The 23460-nt window shown below is 69.5% G+C and carries 23 protein-coding genes and 1 tRNA gene; 6 read left to right on the top strand and 18 right to left on the bottom strand.

Annotated elements, in window-relative coordinates; genetic code table 11:
• Positions 1-6 precede the first annotated feature (6 nt).
• Positions 7-1323 carry an ABC transporter substrate-binding protein gene (locus tag FQ142_RS05620; protein ID WP_149422543.1) on the bottom strand — a complete coding sequence of 439 codons (1317 nt, stop codon included), beginning with the start codon at positions 1321-1323 and terminating at the stop codon, positions 7-9.
• Positions 1324-1600: 277 nt separating this feature from the next.
• Here FQ142_RS05620 and FQ142_RS05615 point away from each other — a divergent pair, with 277 nt between their 5' ends.
• Positions 1601-2605: a LacI family DNA-binding transcriptional regulator gene (locus tag FQ142_RS05615; protein ID WP_149422542.1), complete on the top strand. Its 1005-nt coding sequence runs from the start codon at positions 1601-1603 to the stop codon at positions 2603-2605.
• Between the two features lie 97 nt (positions 2606-2702).
• Here FQ142_RS05615 and rplL read toward each other — a convergent pair whose 3' ends face one another.
• From rplL to FQ142_RS05600, 3 genes are all read right to left on the bottom strand, one after another.
• On the bottom strand, positions 2703-3080 hold the full coding sequence (gene rplL / locus FQ142_RS05610; RefSeq protein WP_056420148.1) for a 50S ribosomal protein L7/L12: 378 nt from the start codon (positions 3078-3080) through the stop codon (positions 2703-2705).
• 48 nt (positions 3081-3128) lie between these two features.
• Entirely contained in the window at positions 3129-3617 is a 489-nt protein-coding gene (rplJ, locus tag FQ142_RS05605) for a 50S ribosomal protein L10 (RefSeq protein ID WP_045254248.1), read from the bottom strand.
• A gap of 232 nt (positions 3618-3849) precedes the next feature.
• Positions 3850-5643 (bottom strand): glycoside hydrolase family 15 protein, encoded by a 1794-nt coding sequence (locus FQ142_RS05600; RefSeq protein ID WP_149422541.1) that lies wholly within the window; start codon positions 5641-5643, stop codon positions 3850-3852.
• 51 nt (positions 5644-5694) lie between these two features.
• Between FQ142_RS05600 and FQ142_RS05595 the strand changes: the two genes are divergently transcribed.
• Positions 5695-7059, top strand: a complete 1365-nt coding sequence (locus tag FQ142_RS05595) for a glucose-6-phosphate dehydrogenase (protein WP_149422540.1) — start codon at positions 5695-5697, stop codon at positions 7057-7059.
• 68 nt (positions 7060-7127) lie between these two features.
• Positions 7128-7820 (top strand): YqaJ viral recombinase family protein, encoded by a 693-nt coding sequence (locus FQ142_RS05590; protein WP_056420138.1) that lies wholly within the window; start codon positions 7128-7130, stop codon positions 7818-7820.
• 37 nt (positions 7821-7857) lie between these two features.
• Here FQ142_RS05590 and FQ142_RS05585 read toward each other — a convergent pair whose 3' ends face one another.
• The 6 genes from FQ142_RS05585 to FQ142_RS05560 form a co-directional block, all read right to left on the bottom strand.
• Positions 7858-8367, bottom strand: a complete 510-nt coding sequence (locus tag FQ142_RS05585) for a hypothetical protein (RefSeq protein WP_149422539.1) — start codon at positions 8365-8367, stop codon at positions 7858-7860.
• Positions 8364-9011 (bottom strand): hypothetical protein, encoded by a 648-nt coding sequence (locus FQ142_RS05580; protein WP_149422538.1) that lies wholly within the window; start codon positions 9009-9011, stop codon positions 8364-8366. Before FQ142_RS05580 ends, FQ142_RS05585 begins: the two co-directional genes overlap by 4 nt.
• The gene (locus tag FQ142_RS05575) at positions 9008-9619 is read right to left on the bottom strand and encodes a signal peptidase I (RefSeq protein ID WP_149422537.1); all 612 of its coding nucleotides are present in this window, start codon (positions 9617-9619) and stop codon (positions 9008-9010) included. The genes FQ142_RS05580 and FQ142_RS05575 overlap by 4 nt, the downstream gene beginning before the upstream one ends.
• A 28-nt stretch (positions 9620-9647) precedes the next feature.
• Positions 9648-10313 carry a SipW-dependent-type signal peptide-containing protein gene (locus FQ142_RS05570; protein ID WP_262492062.1) on the bottom strand — a complete coding sequence of 222 codons (666 nt, stop codon included), beginning with the start codon at positions 10311-10313 and terminating at the stop codon, positions 9648-9650.
• Entirely contained in the window at positions 10280-10903 is a 624-nt protein-coding gene (locus tag FQ142_RS05565; RefSeq protein ID WP_056420122.1) for a SipW-dependent-type signal peptide-containing protein, read from the bottom strand. Before FQ142_RS05565 ends, FQ142_RS05570 begins: the two co-directional genes overlap by 34 nt.
• A gap of 217 nt (positions 10904-11120) precedes the next feature.
• Positions 11121-11996 carry a LysR family transcriptional regulator ArgP gene (locus FQ142_RS05560; protein ID WP_188042331.1) on the bottom strand — a complete coding sequence of 292 codons (876 nt, stop codon included), beginning with the start codon at positions 11994-11996 and terminating at the stop codon, positions 11121-11123.
• Positions 11997-12066: 70 nt separating this feature from the next.
• On the opposite strand from FQ142_RS05560, the gene FQ142_RS05555 reads away from it, so the two are divergent.
• Positions 12067-12720, top strand: coding sequence for a LysE/ArgO family amino acid transporter (locus FQ142_RS05555; protein ID WP_149422535.1), 654 nt, complete (start codon positions 12067-12069; stop codon positions 12718-12720).
• Positions 12721-12735: 15 nt separating this feature from the next.
• On the opposite strand, the gene FQ142_RS05550 is transcribed toward FQ142_RS05555, so the two are convergent.
• The 8 genes from FQ142_RS05550 to FQ142_RS05515 all read right to left on the bottom strand — a co-directional run bounded on the left by FQ142_RS05550 (position 12736) and on the right by FQ142_RS05515 (position 18614).
• On the bottom strand, positions 12736-13557 hold the full coding sequence (locus FQ142_RS05550; RefSeq protein ID WP_149422692.1) for an amino acid ABC transporter ATP-binding protein: 822 nt from the start codon (positions 13555-13557) through the stop codon (positions 12736-12738).
• A 22-nt stretch (positions 13558-13579) separates the two neighbouring features.
• Positions 13580-14245 (bottom strand): amino acid ABC transporter permease, encoded by a 666-nt coding sequence (locus tag FQ142_RS05545; RefSeq protein WP_056420111.1) that lies wholly within the window; start codon positions 14243-14245, stop codon positions 13580-13582.
• 3 nt (positions 14246-14248) lie between these two features.
• A complete protein-coding gene (locus FQ142_RS05540; protein ID WP_149422534.1) occupies positions 14249-15064 on the bottom strand; it encodes an amino acid ABC transporter substrate-binding protein in 816 nt (271 codons plus the stop codon).
• 161 nt (positions 15065-15225) lie between these two features.
• A complete protein-coding gene (gene rplA / locus FQ142_RS05535) occupies positions 15226-15915 on the bottom strand; it encodes a 50S ribosomal protein L1 (protein ID WP_045254236.1) in 690 nt (229 codons plus the stop codon).
• Positions 15916-15926: 11 nt separating this feature from the next.
• Positions 15927-16358 (bottom strand): 50S ribosomal protein L11, encoded by a 432-nt coding sequence (gene rplK / locus FQ142_RS05530; protein ID WP_056420105.1) that lies wholly within the window; start codon positions 16356-16358, stop codon positions 15927-15929.
• Positions 16359-17150: 792 nt separating this feature from the next.
• Positions 17151-18188 (bottom strand): transcription termination/antitermination protein NusG, encoded by a 1038-nt coding sequence (gene nusG / locus FQ142_RS05525; RefSeq protein ID WP_149422533.1) that lies wholly within the window; start codon positions 18186-18188, stop codon positions 17151-17153.
• 41 nt (positions 18189-18229) lie between these two features.
• Positions 18230-18502, bottom strand: a complete 273-nt coding sequence (gene secE, locus FQ142_RS05520; protein ID WP_056420099.1) for a preprotein translocase subunit SecE — start codon at positions 18500-18502, stop codon at positions 18230-18232.
• 39 nt (positions 18503-18541) lie between these two features.
• A tRNA-Trp gene (locus FQ142_RS05515) sits at positions 18542-18614 on the bottom strand.
• 191 nt (positions 18615-18805) lie between these two features.
• On the opposite strand from FQ142_RS05515, the gene FQ142_RS05510 reads away from it, so the two are divergent.
• Positions 18806-20629 carry an HSP90 family protein gene (locus tag FQ142_RS05510; protein ID WP_149422532.1) on the top strand — a complete coding sequence of 608 codons (1824 nt, stop codon included), beginning with the start codon at positions 18806-18808 and terminating at the stop codon, positions 20627-20629.
• 29 nt (positions 20630-20658) lie between these two features.
• Positions 20659-23457, top strand: coding sequence for a hypothetical protein (locus tag FQ142_RS05505; protein WP_149422531.1), 2799 nt, complete (start codon positions 20659-20661; stop codon positions 23455-23457).
• Positions 23458-23460 lie beyond the last annotated feature (3 nt).

Here is a 23460-nt window from a genome sequence, read left to right as displayed (position 1 = left end):
ATCCGATCAGCTGGAGGGCCAGCCGGTCTGGATCTGCGTCAGGACCTCATCCGTGGAGGTGCCGTTGACCCAGGCCACGATCCCCTTCCAGAACGTTCCCGAACCGACCGCACCCGGCATCTGGTCGGATCCGTCGAAGCGGAACGTCACCGAGTCGTCCTGGAGGAGCTTGATCGACTCCTGCAGGATCGGGTCCTCGACCACGTCGAGGTTGACGCCCTTGTTGGCCGAGGTCACACCGCCGAGAGCGAGGCGGCTGTCCGCCCACTCGGGGCTCGACAGGTACTCCAGCACCTTCTGCGTCGCCTCGTCGTCGCTGAACGCTCCGACGATCTCGCCACCACCGGTGATGAGCGTCTCGTCCGGGCTCGAGCTCGGCGTCAGGAACGCCCAGACGTCGCCGTCCTCGGCGAAGTTGGTGCCCTCGGGGAAGAAGCCCGAGAGGAACGACGCCTGGTGGGTCAGCGCGCACTCGCCGCTGGCGACCTTGCCCGCCACGTCGCCGAAGGCGGTCGAGTTGATCGAACGCACGTCACCGAAGCTGGCGTTGACGTACTCCGGGTTGAGCAGGATCTCGCCGGCCGTGTCGAAGGCGTCCTTGATCTGCGGGTCGGTGAACGGGATCTCGTTCTTGACCCACTGGTCGTAGACGTCGGGGCCCGCGTTGCGGAGCACGAGGTCTTCGATCCAGTCGGTGCCAGGCCAGCCGGTCGCGACGCCCGACTCGAAGCCGGCGCACCACGGTGCCCCGCCGCTCTTCTCCTTGATCGTCTGGGTGAGCGTCATCAGCTCGTCCCAGGTCGTGGGCTCTTCGACGCCCCACTCGGCGAACTTGGTGGGCGAGTACCAGATCCATCCCTTGACGCTCGCCATCAGCGGAGCGCCGTAGAAGGTGCCGTCGTAGGTGCCGAAGTCGATCCAGCCCTGGGTCCACCCCTCTTCGGCGTTCTTCTTGACGGCATCCGGAGCCGGCTTCAGCAGGTCGCGCGACGCGTAGTCCGCGAACAGACCCGGCTGCGGGAAGATCGCGATGTCCGGCGGGTTCCCGCCCTGTGCGCGGGTGCCGAGCTGCGTCTCGAAGTCCTGGCTTCCCTCGTACTTGATCGTGATGTCGTTCTCCTTCTCGAAGTCCGCCCACGACTGCGCGAGGAGTTCCGCCTCACCCTCGACGATCGTTCCGTAGATGGTGACGGTGTTGTCACCGCCGCCCCCTCCGCCACCGCCGGCCGCACCGCCGGGAGCACCACAACCGGCGAGCGCGATGCCTGCGACTCCGAGCAGAGCGATTGGCGCGTAACGCCGAGAACGCTGTGACAGACCCATGTGAATTCTCCTCTTCGAGTTTCACGGTCCCGAGCTGATTCCGCGCCGCCCCTGGCGCGGAATCGGGAACCGATTCCAGGCCAACCTACCGGGGCGCGACAACCGGACACAACACGAGAACATCACAAGCTCGCAACCTTTCGCCCGCACGCGGAGACTCGCGTGGGAGCGCTCCCTCCACAGCGAGCTGGAACCGGTTCCCTTTTATGAGGTCAGCCGTTACGCTGACAACGGCGGCGGAGGGGCCGATGGCCGCCGCATGGTCGAGGAGGACCACATGAGCACGATCGCGGACGTCGCGGCGCGTGCGGGCGTATCGAAGGCGACGGCCAGTCGCGCGCTCAGCGGCCGCGGCTACGTGTCGGACGATACGCGCCGCCGGGTCGCCGAGGCCGCCGCCGCACTCGCCTACGTCGCGCACCCCTCGGCGACCAGCCTCGCCACCGGGCGCACGCAGACCGTGGGCGTGATCACCCCGCCGGTCGATCGCTGGTTCTTCTCCGAGCTGCTCGCCGGCATCCAGGAGTCGCTGTTCGCGCTCGACTACGAGCTCGCCCTGTACGGGATGCCGGAGGGCACCGCGACCAGGGAGCGGCTCTTCGACTCCGTGCTGCCGGGGCGCCGCTTCGACGGCATCATCGCTGTCGGCATCCAGCCGAGCGCCCATGAACTCGACCGCCTGCGCCGATCGGACCGCCCGCTCGTCAGCGTCGGCCCCTACAGCGAGGGGTCCAGTGCCGTGTCGATCGACGATGTGGGCGCGGCACGCATCGCCACCGAGCACCTGATCGAGCTGGGACACTCCGACATCGCCTTCGTCGGCGGCGCGAGCGAATCCGACGACCTGAGCTTCGGCGACGCCCAGCGCGTCGAGGGGTATCTCGAGGCCCTGGCCGCCGCCGGCCTCGAGTCGATCGCGCGGATCGCGGATTCACCGCCGACCATGCCCGGCGGGTACGCGGCCGCCGTCGAGCTGCTCGGCGACCGTCGGGGACGCCCGACCGCGATCGTGGGGGTGTGCGACGAGACCGCGATCGGGGCCATGATCGGCGCGCGGCGCCTGGGCATCGCGGTACCCACAGAGCTCAGCATCGTCGGCGTCGACGACCACCAGCACGCCGAGATGTTCGCCCTCACCACCATCAAGCAGTCCCCCCGCGAGCAGGGGCACGAGGCGGTGCGGCTGCTGCAGAGGCAGATCGATCATCCGGATGCGCCCCGGGAACGCACCGTGACGGCATCCGCCCTGGTCGTGCGCAGCTCCACCGCCAGCCGACGCTGAGGCGCACGCCCCGGACGCACGAAAGCCCCGGGGCGACCCGGGGCTTTCGTGAAGCGTCCATCCGGGTCGCGGCGCAGAAGCCGCGACCCGGAGCGGATTACTTGAGGGTGACGGTGGCGCCGGCGGCCTCGAGGGCCTCCTTGGCCTTCTCGGCTGCTTCCTTGTTCGCGCCCTCGAGCACGGCCTTGGGAGCACCGTCGACGACGGCCTTGGCCTCGCCGAGACCGAGCGAGGTGAGCTCGCGGACGGTCTTGATGACCTGGATCTTCTTGTCGCCGGCAGACTCGAGGATGACGTCGAAGGAATCCTTCTCCTCGACCTCTTCTGCGGCCCCTCCACCAGCGCCGGCAACGGCGACGGGTGCAGCAGCGGTGACCTCGAACTTCTCCTCGAACGCCTTCACGAAGTCGTTGAGCTCGACGAGGGTCAGGCCGGCGAACTGCTCGAGCAGCTCCTCAGTGGTGAGCTTAGCCATGATGTATCTCCTAGATAGATGGGGTTTGTAGACGAGATCGCCGGACGCTTACGCGGCCTCTGCGGTCTCCAGCTTTTCGCGAAGCGCGTCGATGGTCGCGGCAGCCTTGCCCATCGTCGCCTTCATCATGCCCGCAGCCTTCGCCAGCAGAGCCTCACGGCTCTCGAGCGCGGCGTACTTGTTGACCTCGTCGGCAGAGAGGGCGTTGCCCTCGAAGATGCCGGCCTTGATCACGAGAAGCGGGTTGGCCTTGGCGAAGTCACGAAGAGCCTTGGCAGTGGCGACGAAGTCACCGTGCACGAACGCGACGGCCGACGGACCCTTGAGGTCGTCGTCCAGCGCGGTGATGCCAGCCTTGTTGGCGGCGATCTTGGTCAGCGTGTTCTTCACCACGGCGTACTCAGCGTCCTGACGGATGCTGTTGCGCAGCTCCTTGAGCTGGGCAACCGTCAGACCGCGGTACTCGGTCAGCAGAACGGCGGACGAGTTCTCGAATGACTTCGTGAGCTCGGCGACCGATGCATCCTTCTGCGCCATGGTCACTCCTTGGTGTGTACGAGGCGCCGCACGGTGGTGGGGCGCCGACTCCGACCGCATGCAACAGAAAAGCTCCGGCGCAAGCGCACGGAGCTTTGAGAAGTTCGTGTCCTGCGCGGGCCCCTGCTGAGCAGAGCTTCGATCGACTCGCGTTCACACGCTCGACGATGACCAGCGGTCTTCGGTTGATCCCACTGTACCCCACCCCCGCCGCCTCCCCAAATCAGGAGGATCACCGACGATGGGCGGAACGCCCGCCGTGCCCGGCGAGGGCATCCGCCGCACGGATGAGGCTCAGATGGGAGAGCGCCTGCGGAGTGTTGCCCGCCTGCCGCGCATTCGCGACGTCGTACTCCTCCGACAGCAGACCGAGATCGTTCGCCATCGCGATCAGCCGCTCCATGAGGTCTCGGGCGTCGCCCGGGCGATCGCTGCTCGCGTACTGCTCGACGAGCCAGAAGCTGCAGGCGATGAAGGGATGCTCTCCCCCTTCCAGCCCGTCGACACCCGATTCGGTGCGGTAGCGGCGGACGAACCCGTCGGTGAGCAGCGTGCTCTCGATCTGCTCCACGGTGCGCAGCATCCGCGGGTCGTCCGGCGCGCAGTACCCGACCTGCGGCAGCACGAGCAGGGACGCGTCGACCTCGGTGGACCCGTAATGCTGCGTGAAGTACCCGTGCTCGGCATCCACTCCGCGCTCGTCGATCTCGCGACGCAGGCCGTCGCGAACCTCGGCCCACCGACCGGCATCACCGGTGAGGCCCTGCTCCTGCACGGCGCGGACGCCGCGGTCGAGAGCCGCCCACATCATGACCCGGGAATGGGTGAACCACTGCGGTTCGCCGCGGATCTCCCAGATGCCGTTGTCGCGGCGCGAGATCGAGGCGATCACCTGCTCGATGAGGGCGCGCTGCAGCGGCCACGAGAAGTCGCCCTCCTCGAGACCCGCGATCCGCGCACACTCGAGCGCGACCAGCACCTCGCCGATCACATCGCCCTGGTACTGGTCGACCGCGCCGTTGCCGATGCGCACCGGCGCCGCGCCGTCGTATCCGGGCAGGCTCGACAGCTCGCGCTCGACGAGGTCCCTCTCCCCGGCGATCCCGTACATGATCTGCACCTCGCTCGGCTCCCCCGCGACAGCGCGCAACAGCCATCGCCGCCAGTGGTGCGCCTCGGTGAGGAACCCGTGCGCGATGAGGGCCTCGAGCGTCAGCGCGGCATCCCGCAGCCAGACGAAGCGGTAGTCCCAGTTGCGCGCGCCGCCGAACTCCTCGGGAAGCGATGTGGTGGCCGCGGCGACGATGCCCCCGGTGTCCTTGTTCGTCAGCGCCCGCAGCACGAGCAGCGAGCGGACGACCTCGTCGCGATAAGGACCCTCGTGCTCGATGCCGCTCGCCCATCCCTGCCACCAGGACCGCGTGGCGGCCATCGCCTCGTCGACATCGAGCGGCTTCGGCGGATGCTCGTGCGAGGGGAACCAGCTGAGCGTGAGGTCGACGACCTCGTCGGCCGCGACCGTGAACGTCGCCCTGTGCACATGATCCTCGGCGACGAGACGCACCCCGCGGACGATCACCGCCTCCGGTCCCGCGGTCGCGTGGAGCGCGGGGTCCTCGACCGATCCCACCTGCCGCACCCAGGGCAGCCGACGCGAATAGTCGAAGTGCAGCCGGAGCTCGGTGGCGAACTCGACCCGACCTGCGATGCCGACGATCCGTCGCACCACGTCGCTGCGCGTCGGATGCAGGGGCATGAACTCCTGCACCTCGGCGACGCCGTCGGCCGTCTCCCACCGGGTCACGAGGAGGAACGTGTCCGAGACGTAGTGACGCTGCGAGGTGGCCGTCGCCTCGGTGGGGCGCAGGCCCCAGCATCCGTTGCGCGGCTCGCCCAGCAGCGCCCCGAACAGCGAGGGGGCGTCGAACCGGGGCAGACAGAGCCAGTCGATGCTGCCCTCGCGCGAGACGAGCGCGCCGGTGCGGCAGTCGCTGAGCAGGGCATAGTCCTCGATGGGAGCGGGCATCGCCCGATTCTGGCACGACAGTCTGTGGGTCGGACCGGTTACGGTGGGACCATGGCCGCTGCGACGACGCTCGTGATCTTCGGTGCCGGGGGCGACCTCACCTCCCGGCTCCTCCTTCCCGCACTGGGGCAACTGCTGACGCGGGAGCCGTCCCGTGCGGTGCGCATCGTGGGGGCCGACCGCGCGGACTGGACCGACGCCGACCTCGAGACGGTGGTGAAGAAGGCCTTCGCCTCGATGGATGCCGCAGACGCCGCTTCCCGCGTCGACGTGACCTACGTACGCACCGACATCACCGAGGCGGATGACCTGCGCGCGCTGCTCGAGGGCTGCACCGGACAGGTCGCCCTCTACTTCGCCGTGCCGCCGTCGGTGGCCGAGGCCTCCATCGGCGCCCTCACCTCCGAGATGCTGCCGGAGGGGGCGATGCTCGTCATGGAGAAGCCCTTCGGCACCGATGAGGCGAGTGCCCGCGCCCTCAACCGCACCCTCACCGCCCTGGTCCCCGAGGGACAGATCTATCGGGTCGACCACTTCCTCGGACGCTCGACCACGCTCAACCTGCTCGGTGCGCGCTTCGCGAACCGCATCCTGGAGCCGCTGTGGTCGGCCGACAGCATCGCATCCGTCGACATCGTGTACGACGAGGCGCTCGCGCTCGAGGGGCGCGCCGGCTACTACGACGCGGCCGGCGCGCTGGTCGACATGATCCAGAGTCACCTCCTGCAGGTGCTCGCGGTGCTCGCTATGGAGGAGCCCGCCACGCTCGACGAGGTCGACTTCCGCGCCGCGACGAGCGCCGTCCTCCGCGCCACCACCGTGTGGGACGACGACCCGGTGGCCTCCTCGCGTCGGGCCCGGTACACCGCGGGATCGGTCGGCGGTGCGCAGAAGCCCTCCTACGTCGACGAACCGGGGGTGGATGCCGACCGCCGCACGGAGACTCTGGCAGAGGCGACCTTCGAGGTGCGCAACGCCCGCTGGGCGGGAACGCCGTTCCGGCTGCGATCCGGCAAGGCACTCGGCACGCCGGCGACCGAGATCGTCGTGCGCTTCCGGCCCGTGCGGCATCTGCCGACCGGGCTCACCGGTTCGTCCGACGGAGCGGTGCTGCGATTCTCGCTCGGCCCCGATCGGATCTCCCTCGAGCTGAATCTCAACGCCGCGGACGACCCGTTCGAGCTGGAGCGCGCCGCCCTGTCGGCCGAACTCGGCGAGGGCGCTCTCAAGGCCTATGCCGAGGTGCTGTCGGGAGTCCTCGACGGCGACCCGCTGCTCGCCGTCCGCGGCGACGCCGCCGAGGAGTGCTGGCGGATCGTCGCCCCCATCCTCGACGCGTGGCGGCGCGACGAGGTGCCGCTCGACGAGTACCCGGCGGGGTCGTCCGGCCCCGCCGACTGGCCCACCCCCGCCTGACCACCGCACCTGCGGCGGAGCGGCGTGTGAAGGGACGCAGAGTCCCCGGGCGGGGTTAGGGTCGAGAGGTGACTCCCGAACTCCGCGCACGCATCGTCGCGGATTCCCGTGACCGTGTGGCCTGGATGCGAGCCCGCTCGCGCGGCATCACCGCGACGGATGTCGCAGGGCTCACCAGCGAACGTTCGATCACCCGCGCTGCCGACTCCAAGCTCGGCGGAGGTCCCCGCTTCGGCGGCAACGCCTACACCGATCACGGCCGACGCCGAGAGCCCGAGATCGCCGCGTGGGTGGCGGCGACGCACGGCATCCTCCCCTCGTCGGCCCTGTTCCGCGCCGAGGTCGAGCACCGCCACCTGGCGACCCCCGACGGCATCGCCGTCGATGCCGACGGCCGCATCGAGCTCGCCGAGATCAAGACGACCAACAAGGCCTTCCGCGGCATCCCCCGCACGTACCTGCGCCAGATCTGGTGGCAGCAGCACGTGCTCGGCGCCGAGCGCACGCTCTTCGTCTGGGAGGAGCACGTCGACTTCGCTCCGATCCACGACGAGCCGCGGTGCGTCTGGATCGACCGCGACGACCGCGAGATCGCGAAGCTCGTCGGTCTCGCCACCGACCTCATCGACGAGCTCTACCGACGGACCACCGGCATGCAGGTGCCGCCCCGGATCGCCGAAGCCGCGGCGGCCGCCGCCGCCAGCCGTCGTGAGCACCTGCGCGAGCGCGACGCCTTCCGCGCGCTGGCGCTCGCCGACTGACGCCCCTCCCGCACGAGCATCCTGGCGCTCGTGCGCCTCAGGTGCAGCTGGACCCGACGCCCAGCGCACCGACCGCGAGCTGTCGACTCGCCCCGGCCGACACCCAGGTCGTGCCGGCGAGCAGGTTGCGCGCCGTCATCGTCGTGGTGCTGCCCAGCAGATTCGTCAGCAGACTCGACAGCAGTCCCTGAGTGAGCAGCGCCGTATGGGTGTAGGAACCCGACACCGGACCTGTGGTCGTGATGTTCGCGGCGGGGACCGTGGCGGTCGTCGCCCCCTGCGTCAGGGTCAGACTCACCCCCGTGGCGGGGTAGGGAGAAGCCCATACGAGCGTCACGCTCTGGAAGATCCCGAGGCCGTTGTTCACCGTGGTGCACGAGGTGATCGTCGGCGCCGGAACGGTGAAGGCGCCGAACGTCGCGCTGGAGTACTCGCGATCGGTGAAGGCCGCGTCCGTCACCTGTGCGGGTGGCGTGAGGCCGACCCCGATCAGCAGCAGGGCGCCGGCGACTCCGCCGAGCATCCGTCGCCGCCCGCGCGCGCTCACGATCCGCCGCCCTGGGCGGCCGCACGCGCACGCGCGGCCGCGGCGAGCGCCCACCCGACAGTCAGCAGCACGAGCGCGCCGCCCACCGCCCAGGGAGCCACCGGCGACGGGCCCGTGGCCGCCAGTCCCCCGCCGGGCCCCACGGTCGCCGACTCCCCCGCGCCCTGCGCGTGCACGCGCACCTCGGTGCTGCCGGGCTGCTCATCGGCGAGAGCGATCGACAGACGCAGATGCGCCGCGTCGCTGTCGGACATCTCGACGAGCGAGATCTCGGAGCCGTCTCGGGGGATCGGCCAGGCCGACCGCACGACCGTCTCTCCGCCGGGGCATCCTCCCGCGGTCCAGGCGTGCGTGCACAGGGCGGCGTCGAGGACGAGGCCGGCATCGCCGGTGGCGCTGATGCCCACGCGCACGGTTCCGGGCTCGGGGGCGTCCGCGCTGACGGTGACATCCCACCGGACGGGCTGTCCAGGGCGCAGACTCGACGCGGCGTCCCAGTCGGCGACCGACACGAGCGTGAGCACCTCCCCCTGCACGATCTGGGTCGAGGGCGCGGCCCAGGCGGCGGTCGGCGCGACGAGCATCACGCCGGCGGCGACCGCGCTCGCGATGACGGCAGCCTTGACTCCTGCCCTGCTGATCATGAGTCGACCCCCGTGGCACCTCGTGCGCGGCGCGGCCAGAACGCCCAGACCACCAGCGCGGTCGCCGCGATCGTGAGCCCTCCGAGCACCACCGGATCGCCGAGTGCCACGATCACGGTGGCGATTCCCGGAACGGAGAACAGCACCACGCGCACCGACTCCACGGTGTAGGAGTAGGGGTCGTCGGCCGCGTTCGCGTCACCGCGCATCGTGAGGACTCGCTGCTCACCGCTCTCGCCCGGGGCGACGGATGTGACCCGGTGGGTGACGGGCAGGTCACCGGGGCGATCGACCGTCACGACGTCACCTACGGCGATCTCGGATGCCGGGACCTGCTGCACGACGGCCACGGAACCTGCGGGGATGGTCGGCGACATCGACCCGGTGCGGAACATGATCAGCGTGATCTGCGCGGTGAGTGCGAGGACCACCAGCACCATGCAGATCGTCCCGGCGATCGCGGCCGCCCACAGCAGCACGTCGACGACGAGACGCCCGGCCCGGGACATCGCACCCCGACGCCGCGCCTCGCTCCCGGCCGCATCCGGCACAGCGAATCGCTCCGCCCCCTGCTCGCGGAGGCCTCGTCTCGTCGCCGGTGCGCTCATGCCGTCCCTCCGCTTCTGCGGCGCCCGGTCAGGACGCCGTCCCGAGGATCTGCCAGGTCTGGATCGCCGTGAGCCCCTGCGCTCCGTTGTCGGCGCCGGAGGGGAGGGTCACCGCGATGCAGTAGTTGACCGTCGATCCGCCGTTGGCGGCGACCGTCTGGGTTCCGGTGCCCGCGGTGGACATCGTCGAATTGTCGGCGACCACCGCGGTGCCGGCCGGATACGTCGTGGCATTGCACGTGGTTCCCGAGATCGTGCGCACCCCATAGCGCAGGTAGGGACCGAGCCCGGTCCCCGCCGTCGATGCCACGCTCAGCTGCAGCGAGCCTGTCACCGACGGGTTGGCGGTCTTCACGCTGAACAGCGCGTAGACCGTGGTGCCCGGGACCATCGCACCGAAGGGGGCGCTGAAGGCCAGTGCGGCCGTTGAACCGATCGGAGTGCTCGTCGGATGACTGCTGAACGTCGCGCCGTCCACGGCCCCGACGATGTCGAAGCGGCCCGCGGTGAAGGTCGCACTGCTGTATTCGGAGTCGTTCCATGCCGCGAGGGTCATCGTCGCGCCGACGCCGAACACCAGCCCGCCCGCGAGGACGGCCCGGATCCGGCGGGACCGCGACAGCCTTCCCTCCCGCATGGATCTGCGGGTGCCGGCCATGATCAGTTGGCGGTCGAGGTCGCCGTGAACTTCCATGTCGCGGTCGCCGCAGCGCCCTGGGTGAGGCCGGATCCGGCCGTGACGGCGAAGCACAGCTGCACCGGCGTCCCCGCGGTGCCTGCCGCCGACCCCTTGGTCAGCGGCACCGAGGTCGCGCCGGTCTGTGCGGCGAGGGTGGCACCCGACGCGACGAGCGTTCCCGTCGCCGCCGCCCCGCAGGTCGCACCCGGCGCGATGGCCGTCACGGTGTAGGCGAGGTTCGCGGTGTTGCCGCCCGCCCCGGCGGTGACCCCCGTGGGCAGGAGCGTCGCGCTGTTCGTCGTCGTGCTGTCGAGACGCACCCAGAACGGGGCGTAGACCACATCACCCGGCGCCATCGACGAGGCGACGGCCGGGAGCTGGAACACCAGCGAGGCCGCGGTGTCGCCGTTGTCCACGTTGTGACTGGCATACGCGGTCGTGGCGCTCGTCGTCGAGCCCTCGAGATTGAAGGATCCGGCGGTGAAGGTCCCCGACGCGAACTCCGAATCGTTCCAGGCGGCGAGTGTCACCCCGATTCCCACGCCGAGCACCAACCCGCCGGCCAGAACGGCCCGCACTTTCCGTGTCGTGTCCTTCTGAACCATGTGTCTCCCCCTCAGGAACCGAGAACCGCGGATGCTCTGGGGATGCCCACTGTGGGCGCATCCGCGGTTCGGTACTGGACAGTTTTGTCCACGTAATGCGGGAAAGCAAGCCCTGAAGTCGCATAGCTGTACGACTTGTGCCCATTTTGAGATAAAAACGTCTACGCGTCTTAGCTACCGGTCGGATGGTTGCGCGTCGTCGTCTGCGGATCGGACCTCAGCGCGACAGCACGCGCCGCGCCTCCGCGGCGATGTCGGCGGCGATCGTGTCGAGCAGGGAGGAGCGCAGATTCCACTGCTGCCAGAACAGCGTGACCCGCAGCGGGGGGCCACCGAGGGGAACGAGGCCGTCACCCTGCTGCAGCACCGGGACCATTCCCCAGCCGAGCCCCAGCCGCACGGCGAGCGCGTAGTCGTGCGATGCGGGCACATAGTGCCGCGGCACCCCCTGCTGATCGACCCCCTGCGCCGCGAGCCACTCATGCTGCAGCGCGTCGCGGCGATCGAAGTCGACGAACGGGGTCGCGGCGAGAGCCTGCGCGGTCACCCCGTCGGGGAACCAGCGCCGCACGAACGCGGGCTCCCCCATCGCGTGGTACTCGAGCACCCCCAGGGGCGAGACCGAGCAGCCGGCGACCGGGGTCGCCTCGCTCGTGACAGCGGCCATCACCGCGCCCGACTCGAGCAGCCGCGCCGTGAAGTTCTGATCGTCGCGGTGCAGGTCGAAGTCGAGGTCGTGGACGGCGGAGAGCCGGGCGAGCGGCGGCAGGAACCAGGTCGCCAGCGAATCGGCGTTCACGGCGAGCGGGATGCGCGCGCGGGGCGCATCCTCGCTCTGCAGCCCGAGACCGGCGAGCGCATCGTGCTCGAGAAGTGCCATCTGACGGGCGAGCCGGACCACCGCCTCGCCCGCCTCGGTGAGGCGGGCGGGCTTCGTGCGCACCAGCAGCACTCTGCCCAGCTGCTCTTCGAGGGCCTTGAGGCGCTGACTCACCGCAGACGGGGTGATCCGGAGGACGCGGGATGCCGCATCGAGCGTGCCCTCGTCGGCGACGGCGGCCACGGTGGCGGCGAGTTCGGGATCGATCTTCACATCAGCCATGCTAATGGTTCGGTAGAAATCCTCGCTGGTGCTCATGTGCAGCGGTCCTTACCTTTGAGGCATGCTCTCCGTCCTCTCGGGTCTCGGCCTCGGCCTGTCCCTGATCATCGCCATCGGCGCCCAGAACGTCTTCGTGCTGCGACAGGGCATGCGAGGCGAGCACGTCGTGGCCGTGGTCGTCATCTGCGCGCTCTCCGACGCCCTGCTGATCGCCGCCGGGGTCGCCGGGCTCGGCTTCCTCATCTCGTCGGCGCCCTGGCTCGTCGTCGCCGCCCGATGGGCCGGTGCGCTGTTCCTGCTGGTTTACGGCCTGCTCGCCGCGCGCCGTGCATGGCGGGGCGGCGGGCAGCTGCGCGTCGACACGGTCGAGGGTGGCGCACGCCCTCGGACCGCGGATGCCGGCACCGGCGGGCGCACAGGCCTCGCCTCCGTGGTCCTCACCGTGCTCGCACTCACCTGGCTCAACCCGCACGTCTACCTCGACACGGTGCTGATGCTCGGCTCCATCGCGGCGACGCACGGCGAGCAGCGGTGGCTGTTCGCCGCAGGGGCGATCGCGGCGAGCGTGCTGTGGTTCACCGCCCTCGGCTTCGGTGCGCGCTACCTCGGCCGATGGCTGCGCACCAAGCGGTCATGGCGGGTGCTCGACGCGCTGATCGCCGTCGTGATGATCGCACTCGCGATCAGCCTCGTGCTTCCCGCCATCGCCGCCTGACCGACGCCCCCGCCCTCAGGCGCCGTCGAGGGGACGCAGGATGCGCGCGAGGAAGCGCTGGGTGCGCTCGTGCTGCGGTGCGCCGAAGATCTCGGCCGGGGTTCCCGACTCGACCACAGCCCCGGCATCCATGAAGAGGACGCGGTCGGCGGCCTCACGCGCGAAGCTCAGCTCATGGGTCACGACCACCATGCTCCACCCCTCGTCGGCGAGCTCCTTGATCACCAGCAGCACCTCACCAACGAGCTCCGGGTCGAGCGCGCTGGTGGGCTCATCGAAGAGGAGCAGGTCGGGCCGCAGGGCGAGCGCCCGCACGATACCGACACGTTGCTGCTGCCCGCCCGAGAGCTGATGCGGGTGCGCATCCTCCTTGTCGGCGAGCCCCACCCTCGCGAGCAGTGCACGCGCGTCGGCGATCGCCTCGGCCTTCGGCCGACGCTGCACCCGCCACGGCCCCTCGATGACGTTCTCGAGCACCGTCAGATGCGGGAACAGATTGTGGTGCTGGAAGACCATCGCCGACCGGTCGCGCAGCGCGAGTCGCCTGCGTGCCCGCACTCGCGGTGCGACGGCGGCTGCCGGGGAGAAGTCGATGTCGGGGCCGCCCGCGACCACGATGGTGCCGGAGTCGGGAGTCTCGAGCCCGTTCAGCGCACGCAGCACGGTCGTCTTGCCCGACCCGCTAGGTCCGATCAGCACCACGACCTCGCCGCGGTGCAGAGTCAGGTCGATGCCGCGGAGCACCTCGTTTTCGCCGAAGCTCTTGCGCAGGTCTCGAGCCGTCAGCAGCGCGTCGGCCGTCGGGCCCGGCGCCGGGGAGGACACATCGTCGGGCATCGGATCCGGCGAGTGCGGAGGGTCAGTGAGCGACATTGCGGTCGAGTCTCCTCTCCAGTGCGCTCTGCCCGAACGAGAGGATCAGGCAGAGCACCCAGTACACCAGCGCCGCGGCGAGGTACAGCACCATGAACTCCAGGGTCGCCGAGGCGATCTGCTGGGCCACCTTGAACAGCTCGGTCACCAGGATCAGAGATGCCAGCGAGGTGTCCTTGACCAGCGAGATGAACGTGTTCGACAGCGGCGGCACCGATACCCGAGCGGCCTGCGGCAGGATGACGCGGGTCAGCGTGCGCGTGCGGTTCATGCCCACCGTGTACGCGGCTTCCCACTGCCCCTTGGGGACCGAGAGGATCGCCGCGCGGACGACCTCCGCCCCGTAGCCGCCGACGTTGAGCGACAGAGCGATGATCGCGCTCGGCCACGGGTCGATCTTCAGACCGATCGACCCGAGGCCGTAGAAGATCACGAACAGCTGAACGATCATCGGCGTCCCGCGGATGACCGAGATGTAGAACCTCGCGATGCCCGAGAGCACCGGGTTCACCGAGATCCTCATCAGCGCGATGCCGACCGCGATCACGAGGCCGAGCGCGAAGGAGACCAGCGCGAGCGGAACCGTGACCGTCACACCCGCGAGGGCGATGGGCCCGAGCGAGTCGAGGAACAGCTGCCAGGGGTTGTCCATGGGTTACTGGGTGACGTCTTCGCCGAAGTACTTGTCGCTGATCTCGGCCAGGGTTCCGTCGGCACGCAGCTCGTCGAGAGCGGTGTCGATCGCGTCGACGAGCGCGGTCTTGTCCTTGGTGAACACGAACGCCTGCTCGCCGGCTTCGTCGGTCTCGGCGGCGATCTTCAGACCCGAGTCGCTGGTGGTCTTCTCGTAGTCGAGGAAGGTGAGCTTGTCGTTGATAGTCGCGTCGACGCGACCCTGGCGCAGCAGCTCGACGGCCTGCGCCCAGCCTTCGACGCCCTCGACCGTGGCACCGGACTCGGTGGCCAGGTCTTTCCAGTTGCTGGTGAGCGACTGCGCGGTGGTCTTGCCCTCGAGGTCGTCGAACGAGGAGATCGAGTCGTCGTCCTCCGCGACGACGATGACTCCGGGCGACACGGTGTAGGGAGTGCTGAAGAGATACTTCGCCGTGCGGTCGTCGTTGACGGTGACCTGGTTCGCGATGACGTCGAAGCGCCCCGCATCGAGGCCCGCGAAGATCGCGTCCCACTGGGTCTCCTGGAACTCGACTTCGAGTCCCAGCTTGTCGGCCACGGCCTGGATGATCTCGACGTCGAAGCCGGTGAGGTCTCCCGTGCCGCCGTCGTCGTGGAAGCTGAAGGGGCGGTACGTGCCCTCGGTCGCGACCGTGAGGGTGCCGTCGGTGATGAGGCCGAGGTCGGACCCGGCTCCCCCTGATGTCGAGGTGCTCTCGGGGGAGGCTGTGCCGCTGCATGCGGTGAGTGCGGTGGCGGCGACGACCAGTGCAGTGACGGCGATGAGGCGACGGGACATGGGTACCCTCCTGGGGTGCGATGAGGCGCGGTGCTGTGGCGCGGAACTCCCCCACAGTACGCGGCATCCGGGTCGCATCGCGCATCGGATGTCGTCGGATGTCGCGCCGGGAGAATGCGAAAAGGCCCCCGCACACGGCGGGGGCCTTTCCGATGTCACACTCAGATGGCGTTGACGTCCAGCGGGATGCCGGGGCCGAACGTGGTCGACACGGCGCCCTTCTGGATGTAGCGGCCCTTCGAGCTCGACGGCTTCAGACGCACGATCTCCTCGAGCGCTGCGCCGATGTTCTCGTCGAGCTGCTCAGCGGTGAACGAGGACTTGCCGACGACGAAGTGCACGTTGGCGTGCTTGTCGACGCGGAACTCGATCTTTCCGCCCTTGATCTCCTCGACTGCCTTGGCAGCGTTGGGGGTCACGGTGCCGGTCTTCGGGTTCGGCATCAGGCCGCGCGGGCCCAGCACCTTTCCGAGACGACCGACCTGGCCCATGAGCTCAGGGGTGGAGACGGCCGCGTCGAACGCGGTCCATCCGCCGGCGACCTTCTCGATGAGCTCGGCGCCGCCGACCTCATCGGCACCTGCGGCGATCGCTGCCTCGGCCGCGGGGCCGGTGGCGAAGACGATGACGCGGGCGGTCTTACCGGTTCCGTGCGGCAGGATGACGGTGCCACGCACCATCTGGTCCGCCTTGCGGGGGTCGACCGAGAGCTTCAGCGCGACCTCGACGGTCGAATCGAACTTCGACGAGCCGGTCTCCTTGGCCAGAGCGACGGCCTCGGAGGGGGTGTAGAAACGGTCTGCCTCGATCTTCTCGGCGGCAGCCTTGTAAGCCTTGGACTTGGTAGCCATGATTATTCTCCTCAGCCCTCGACCGTGATGCCCATGGAACGGGCGGTGCCGGCGATGATCTTCGAGGCAGCCTCGATGTCGTTCGCGTTCAGATCGGCCTGCTTGGTCTCGGCGATCTCGCGGACCTGCTCCTTGGTGATCTTCGCGACCTTGACGGTGTGCGGGGTCGCGGAGCCCTTGGGGACGCCCGCGGCCTTCTTGATGAGCTCCGCCGCCGGCGGGGTCTTCAGGATGAACGTGAAGCTGCGGTCCTCGTAGACGGTGATCTCGACGGGGATGACGTTGCCGCGCTGCGACTCGGTCGCGGCGTTGTACGCCTTGCAGAACTCCATGATGTTGACGCCATGCTGACCGAGCGCGGGGCCGATCGGCGGCGCCGGGTTGGCAGCGCCGGCCTTGATCTGAAGCTTGATCAGGCCGGTCACCTTCTTCTTCGGTGCCATTCTCTTTCCTTTCATCGAATCGGATGCCTCGGCATCCGTTTCTCCCGCGATCCGGCGGTTCCGGACAGCGGTGGGGTTCGCGCGCACGCCGAAGCGGCACACAAACCAGGTAAGTCTACCCGATCCGGGGACATGCCGACGACGCACGCCTTTCGGCGGCACGGGACGCCGAGCGGGGTCGATAACGCAGCGGAGCAGCCCGTTCCGGATGCAGAAGTGGCCCCGCACCGAATCCCGGATGCAGAACTGGCCCCGCACGGATTCTGTCCGCGGGATGCCGCCCCATCGACGTACCGGATGCCTAGCGGGGTCGATAACGCAGCGGAACAGCCGGTTCGGGATGCGGAAGTGACCCCGGACGGAATCACGGATGCTTAGGTGACCCCGCCGGAATCACGGATGCAGAAGTGACCCCGCACGGATTCTGCCCGCGGGATGCCGCCTCATCGAGGTGCCGGATGCCGAGCGGGGTCGATAACGCAGCGAAACAGCCCGTTCCGGATGCGGAAGTGGCCCCGCACAGAATCACGGATGCGGAACTGACCCCGCCCGGAATGACGGATGCAGAACTGACCCCGCACGGATTCTGTCCGCGGGACGCCGCCTCATCGACGTGCCGGATGCCGAGCGGGGTCGATAACGCAGCGGAACAGCCCGTTCCGGATGCGGAAGTGTCCCCGGACGGAATCACGGATGCGGAAGTGGCCCCGCACAGAATCGCGGATGCAGAAGTGACCCCGCATGCGAGAACGGCCGCCCCGAAGCGGGACGGCCGTTCTCGTGCGACGTGTGTCAGATCATCTTCGTGACCTGGTCGAACGACAGCTCGACCGGGGTCTCACGCTCGAAGAGCGACACGAGCACGGTGAGCTTTCCGCTCTCGGGCTTGATCTCGCTGATCGAACCGGGCAGACCCGCGAACGAGCCCTCCTTGATCGTGATGGTCTCGCCGACCTCGAAGTCGACCTCGGCCGGCAGCGGACGAGCGACGGCGACGCCGCCCTTCGACGCGATGTTCTTGGCCGTGGGGACGTCCTTGACCTCGACGAGGGACTTCAGCATGTTGAAGGCCTCTTCGAAGCGCAGCGGAGTCGGGTTGTGGGCGTTGCCCACGAAGCCGGTGACGCCCGGGGTGTGCCGCACGACGGACCAGGTGTCCTCCGTGAGCTCCATGCGCACGAGCACGTAGCCCGGGATGCGCACGCGGGTGACCATCTTGCGCTGGCCGTTCTTGATCTCGACGACGTCCTCCATCGGGACCTCGATCTGGTAGATCTCGTCCTCGACCTCGAGCGTCGACTTGCGCTGCTCGATGTTCGCCTTGACCTTGCGCTCGAATCCGGCGTACGAGTGGATGACGTACCACTTGCCCGGCAGCATCCGCAGGTCGAGGCGGAACGCCTCGTACGGGTCTTCCTCGGCGTCGTCGTCATCCTCGTCCGCGTCCGCCGCAGGACGGTCGTCCTCGCCGTTCACGTCGGGACCGTCGTAGGGGGTGACCTCATCGGCCTCGGCGGCCTCGAGCTCGGCGGTCTCGTCCGCCACGGATTCGTTCAGGACCTCGGCGGCGGCCTCAGCCTCTGCCGCCTCGTCCAGGTTGAGAGCGTCGTTCACGATCGCGTCCGCCTCCGGGTCGTCGATTTCGATGTCGGTGTCGTCCTGCGTGTCGGGCTCGGCGTCGACGTCCTCGACGTGCAGCGCGACGTGCTCGGCCGGGGTGACCGAGTTCTCCTCAGCGGCGAGGACGTTGCCCTCCTGGGCCTCGTCCTCCTCGCTGGACTGCTCGGCAGCGGTCGCCCAGTCGGCGTCGTCGGAATATCGTTCAGCCACGTTGTTTCTTTCCAATCACTGCGGCCAGGGCCGCGAGGGCGTCAGGCGCCCGGAACCCCGAACACCACGTGCGTCACCCAGGCGAACAGGGTGTCGAGTCCGTAGACGATGCCCATGACGATCAAGACGAAGACGAGCACCACTGCGGTGAACTTGACCAGTTCCTTGCGGGTCGGGGTGACGACCTTGCGCAGTTCGGCGATGACCTGACGGAAGAACAGGGCGATGCCCGCGAAGAAGCCCACGAGTCCACGCTTCTTCTCGCGGGTGGCGCCGGACGCGACGACCTCGCCGCGCGGTTCGTCCTGATCCATCCTGAATGTACCTTTCGTGTGTCAGCGTGTGCTGACGCGCAGGGCGGACAGGAATCGAACCTGCAACCTGCGGTTTTGGAGACCGCTGCTCTGCCAATTGAGCTACCGCCCTAGAGACCGGATGGTCTCGGGGTGTCATCTTCATCCTGCCATCCTTGACCTGACCGGAGGACCGGGCACGGCGAAAGAATGCAGACAACAACTGCTCGTCAAGCATACGGCATCCTTCGGCTGCGGCCGAACCGGACCCCGACGTGCCGTTGTTGTTAGGCTCGGCGAGCGGACGCGACAGGAGGCGATGCGGTGAGTGCTGACGTGCAGCAGTTCCAGGTGGACCTGCGCGGGGTCGTCGACCTTCTGAGCCGGCACATCTACTCGAGCCCACGCGTCTATCTGCGCGAGCTCCTGCAGAACGCGCGGGATGCCGTCACGGCGCGCCGAGAGGTCGACGGTGCGGGCGGTCACATCCGGATCACCCCGCTCACCGACGCCTCCGGCGAGTTCGTGCTGCGGGACGACGGGATCGGTCTCACCATCGACGAGGTCGCGGATCTGCTGGCCACCGTGGGGCGCAGCTCGAAACGCGACATCTTCGACCTCCCGCGCAGCGACTACCTCGGCCAGTTCGGCATCGGGCTGCTCAGCTGCTTCATGGTCGCCGACACCATCGTGATCCGCTCGCGCAGCGCACGCGGAGGCTCGGCGGTCGAATGGACCGGCAACGCGGACGGCACCTTCCGCGTCGTCGAGATCGACGACGATCTGCCCATCGGCACCAGCGTGCACCTGTCGGCGCGGTTCGACGCCGACGACCTGCTGCGCCCCGCCGCGGTGCGCGAGCTGGCGACGGCGTTCGCCGAGTTCCTGCCCGTGCGGGTCACGGTGGACTCACCGACCGGCGACATCGACATCACCCGCCCCGCGCCGTTCCTCGATGCCGCGGACGACATCGAGCAGGCCGTGCGGTACGGGCGCGACCTCCTCGGCGCCGCCCCCTTCGACGCGATCGAGCTGCACGAGCCGGCGACCGGCACGCGCGGACTCGCCTACGTGCTGCCGTTCGCCCCGCCTCCGGGCGCACGCCAGGCGACGCGCATGTATCTGGGTCGGATGCTGCTCGGCGAGCGCGTCGACGACGTGCTGCCGGAATGGGCGTTCTTCGTCCGCGCGGTCGTCGACTCCACCGGCCTGTCGCCGACCGCGAGCCGCGAGTCCCTCGTCGACGACGCTGCCCTCGAGCGCGTGCGAGAGCACCTCGGCGCCGGCATCCGTCGCTGGGTCCTCGAGCTCGGGCTGCGCGAACCCCACCGGCTCGCGCAGTTCGTGGCGATCCACGAGGTGGGGCTGAAGTCGCTCGTCCGCCACGACGAGGAGCTCGCGCGGTTCATCACCCGGTGGCTGACCCTCGAGACCACGCACGGCACGATGCGCATCGGCGATCTGGTCGAGCGGTACCCGCACGTGCGCGTCGCCCCGTCGGTCGACGAGTTCCGTCAGGTCGCGGGCATCTCACCGACATCCGAGGTCCTGGTCAACGGCGGCTACCTCTACGACTCCGACATCGTGCGCATGCTGCCCGACCTCTATCCCCAGGTCACCGTCGAGGTCGTCGACGTGACCGGGGAACTCGACCGCCTCGATCCCCCTCCCCTGGACGACCGCGACGCCGCGCTCGCCCTCGAGGAGAGGGCGAGCGCGGTGCTGAGCGCCTCCGACTGCTCGGTCACGGTGCGCTCCGTCGACCAGCCCGAGCTCGCCGCGCTCTACGTCGCCGACCCCGAGGTGCTGCGCCGCATCGATCGCGGTCGCACACGAGGGATCACCGGATCGCTGTGGGGCGGGGTGCTCGATCGCATCGACGCGACCGCCGCGGCGAGCGGGCCCGAGGATCTCCGCGCCCGCCTGTGTCTGAACTGGTCGAACCGCGTGGTGCGGGCCCTGGTGCGCGTCGCCGACGACGCGGTGTTCGCCCGTACCGTGCAGCTGCTCTACATCCAGGCCCTGCTGTCCGGACACCATCCGCTCTCCGACTCCGACCGCGCCCTCATGACGACAGCCCTCACCGACCTGGTCGCCCTCTCGGCCGGCCTCGAAGAGGACTCGCTGCCGTTCGACGACGCGTTCTGACCCGCCCACCACAGCCCGAAGGACTCACCATGAAACGCTCGCGCACGCGCTTCACGCAGCTCGTCGAGGAGATCGACCGCACCCCCTGGGGCCCGGCCGAGCAGGCCCTCGTCGCCGAAGCGGTGGCGCTCGCCATCGAGATCGGCGACGAACGACTCGAGTACCAGGCGCGGATGCGGCAGACCGCGTCGGCCAACATGAACGGCGCGACGGATGTGATGCTGAACTCGTTCGCCTGGTGCCTGGCCCGGCACGACGCGGACCCGCAGCGCTTCCCCGCCGATCTCGAGTACGGCGGCGCCGACCTGATGTGGCAGTTCAAGTGGATGGCCTCGTCGCTGCGCTCGTCGCCGGCGTTCTCCGCCGAGCAGATCGCGGCCGTGCTGGACGACATGGAGGCGCACTACCGGGCGGGCGGACTCGGGCTCAGCGGCGTGCTGACGGCGCGTTTCGAGGACGCCTGGGAGGCCGGCCGCATCGACGACGCCGAGGCGCTGCGCGTGCAGCTGGAGGCCACACCCCGCGATGACCACAGCCATTGCGACGCCTGCGGACGCAGCCAGTTCGCCGGATTCTTCGCCGAGACGGGCCGTGAGGACCAGGCCATCCGTCTGGTCGAGGAGATGCTGGAGGGTGGATTCTCCTGCGGTGAGGAACCCGAGCACGCGCTCTCCCGCGTACTCGTGCCGTATCTGCGCGCCGGGCGGCTGGACGAGGCGAGGAGCGCCCATCTGCGCAGCTACCGCCTCGCCAAGGACAACCCCGACAACCTGCGCATCGTGGCCAACAACATCGTGTTCTCGGCGCTCACCGGCAACGAGGCTCGCGCGCTCGCCCAGGTCGAGCGTCATATCTCGTGGCTGGGCCACGACGGCCTCAACGTCGACGCGCACGTCGTGGCGCTGGGGGCCTTCGCCTTCGCACTCGATCGGGTGACCGCGGCCGGACACGGCGACACCCCGGTGCGGGGTGCGGACTCCCCCGCGCTCGTCGAGTTCTTCGGCGCCCACGAAGGCGCCTGGCATGCCGACGAGCTCGCCGCGGCATCGTGGGCGGCGGCGGAACGCCTCGGCGCGGAGTTCGACCGGCGTGACGGAACCGACGGCCACGCGCGCAGCCTCGCCAGGACGCGCGCCCTGTCGAGCGAGCACTACGACGTGCCGATCCGCTCCGATGTCTTCTCCACCGCTCCCGACGCCGCCGCTCCGGCGGATCCGGACGCCTGGTTCGACCGCGCCATGCAGCTCGCCCAGTTCGGCGCCGAGCACGAGACGCTCCAGGCGCTGCCGCACGCGATGGGCGTCGAGGATCCCGCGAAGATCGCGCAGCTCCTGTCGATGCAGCTCGGGATCCTCGTCGCCCTGGACCGCGAAGCCGAGGCGGCCGAGATTCTCCCGGAGCGCGTCGACGCTCTGCGGGCGGCCGGACTCGACGCGCAGGCCGAGCTCGAACAGCGGCTCGGCCTCGCGACGTTCGGCGCGACCACGCCCGACGCCGTGGCCGCCCTCGAAGACGCGCTCGCCCAGTCGGCATCCCTGCCCGCGTGGTCGCGCGGCGACCTCGCCTTCAGCCGGGCTTCGCTTCACCTGCAGTCCGAGGAGCCCGCGGCGGCTCTCGACATGGCGGAGATCGCCGCGAGGGCTTTCGTCGAGGCCGGCGACGTGCGGCTCGCGAACACCACGACACTGGTGGCCATCGCGGCGATGCTGCACGCGGGTGACATCGAGAACGCGTCGGCCGTGCTCGACCGCTTCCTCGCACAGGACGACCTCAGCATCGGCCACCGGGCGCAGGCGCTGCAGACACGGGCCAGGGTGCGCGGCGGCAGCGACGCGTTCGTCGAGGGCGCGGCGGATGCCGACGAGGCGTGCCGCCTGCTCGCCGGGCTCGGCGCGACCACGGCGCTGGCCGCCGCGCATCTGCTCGCCGGCGCACTGTGGGAAGACGCGGGGGACGCCGAGAAGGCGGTCTCCCGTTACCGCGTGACCTCGCGGCTCGTCGCGCAGGAGGGCGGCGATCAGGCCGGCGCCGACTTCCGCCTCGCACGCGCCATGCTCTCGGCCGGTGATGCCGCGGTCGCCGCGGAGCTGTTCGCCCAGGTGCTGGAGCGCGAGGAGCAGACCGAGGTGCCGGCCGCGTCACGTGCGATGACGGCGTCCCTGCTCGCTCGTGCGCTGGCGGCATCGGGAGAGTACGGACAGGCCGTCGGCGCCTTCGGCTACGCCGCCGAGCTCTTCGGCCAGGACGACGAGCACGCCGAGCAGGCCGTGGCGCTGACCGAGCGCGCGAAGATCCTCGCCAGGTTCGACGAGCACGACGAGGCGATCGAGGCGCTCGAAACGGCATCCGCACTCGCACGGCAGGCCCCCGAGGCGGTCGGCACACTCGCCGACGTGCTGCACAACCTCGGCCAGGCGTACGGAGCCCGTCAGGACGAGCGGGCCTTCTCGCTGCTCGACGAGGTCGCCGCCCTCGCCCGGGAGCATGACGCCGGATGGCTGCTCGCCGATGTCACCGACTCCCGCGGTCGCGTGCTCGCGCAGTTCGGGCGCACGGACGAGGCCGTCGCCGCAGCACTCACCGCGGCGGACGGGTTCGCCGCGGTCGGGGACCTCGGCGCGGCGGGAGGATCGGAGCTGTTCGCGGCACGGCTGCTCGTGTCGGACGAGCGCCCCGGCGACGCCGTGCCGATCTATCGCAGCGCGATCGAACACGCCGACGGCGTGCCCGCGCTGCGCGAGGTCGCCGCTCTGGAGCTGGGCACCGCGCTGGAGACGCTCGGACGCCACGCCGAGGCCGAAGAGGTGCGGGGCCTGCTCGACAGCTGACGC

The organism is Microbacterium sp. ANT_H45B (assembly GCF_008369345.1).
In the GTDB taxonomy this organism is placed as follows: domain Bacteria; phylum Actinomycetota; class Actinomycetes; order Actinomycetales; family Microbacteriaceae; genus Microbacterium.
This window is presented reverse-complemented; position numbering and strand designations above follow the sequence as displayed.

Bases quoted from the DNA above. Each gene is read 5' to 3' on its own strand.
- FQ142_RS05620 (WP_149422543.1), bottom strand. From the start codon at position 1,323: ATGGGTCTGTCACAGCGTTCTCGGCGTTACGCGCCAATCGCTCTGCTC.
- FQ142_RS05615 (WP_149422542.1), top strand. From the start codon at position 1,601: ATGAGCACGATCGCGGACGTCGCGGCGCGTGCGGGCGTATCGAAGGCG.
- rplL (WP_056420148.1), bottom strand. From the start codon at position 3,080: ATGGCTAAGCTCACCACTGAGGAGCTGCTCGAGCAGTTCGCCGGCCTG.
- rplJ (WP_045254248.1), bottom strand. From the start codon at position 3,617: ATGGCGCAGAAGGATGCATCGGTCGCCGAGCTCACGAAGTCATTCGAG.
- FQ142_RS05600 (WP_149422541.1), bottom strand. From the start codon at position 5,643: ATGCCCGCTCCCATCGAGGACTATGCCCTGCTCAGCGACTGCCGCACC.
- FQ142_RS05595 (WP_149422540.1), top strand. From the start codon at position 5,695: ATGGCCGCTGCGACGACGCTCGTGATCTTCGGTGCCGGGGGCGACCTC.
- FQ142_RS05580 (WP_149422538.1), bottom strand. From the start codon at position 9,011: ATGATCAGCAGGGCAGGAGTCAAGGCTGCCGTCATCGCGAGCGCGGTC.
- FQ142_RS05575 (WP_149422537.1), bottom strand. From the start codon at position 9,619: ATGAGCGCACCGGCGACGAGACGAGGCCTCCGCGAGCAGGGGGCGGAG.
- FQ142_RS05570 (WP_262492062.1), bottom strand. From the start codon at position 10,313: ATGGAAGTTCACGGCGACCTCGACCGCCAACTGATCATGGCCGGCACC.
- FQ142_RS05565 (WP_056420122.1), bottom strand. From the start codon at position 10,903: ATGGTTCAGAAGGACACGACACGGAAAGTGCGGGCCGTTCTGGCCGGC.
- FQ142_RS05555 (WP_149422535.1), top strand. From the start codon at position 12,067: ATGCTCTCCGTCCTCTCGGGTCTCGGCCTCGGCCTGTCCCTGATCATC.
- FQ142_RS05550 (WP_149422692.1), bottom strand. From the start codon at position 13,557: ATGCCCGACGATGTGTCCTCCCCGGCGCCGGGCCCGACGGCCGACGCG.
- FQ142_RS05545 (WP_056420111.1), bottom strand. From the start codon at position 14,245: ATGGACAACCCCTGGCAGCTGTTCCTCGACTCGCTCGGGCCCATCGCC.
- FQ142_RS05540 (WP_149422534.1), bottom strand. From the start codon at position 15,064: ATGTCCCGTCGCCTCATCGCCGTCACTGCACTGGTCGTCGCCGCCACC.
- rplA (WP_045254236.1), bottom strand. From the start codon at position 15,915: ATGGCTACCAAGTCCAAGGCTTACAAGGCTGCCGCCGAGAAGATCGAG.
- rplK (WP_056420105.1), bottom strand. From the start codon at position 16,358: ATGGCACCGAAGAAGAAGGTGACCGGCCTGATCAAGCTTCAGATCAAG.
- secE (WP_056420099.1), bottom strand. From the start codon at position 18,502: ATGGATCAGGACGAACCGCGCGGCGAGGTCGTCGCGTCCGGCGCCACC.
- FQ142_RS05505 (WP_149422531.1), top strand. From the start codon at position 20,659: ATGAAACGCTCGCGCACGCGCTTCACGCAGCTCGTCGAGGAGATCGAC.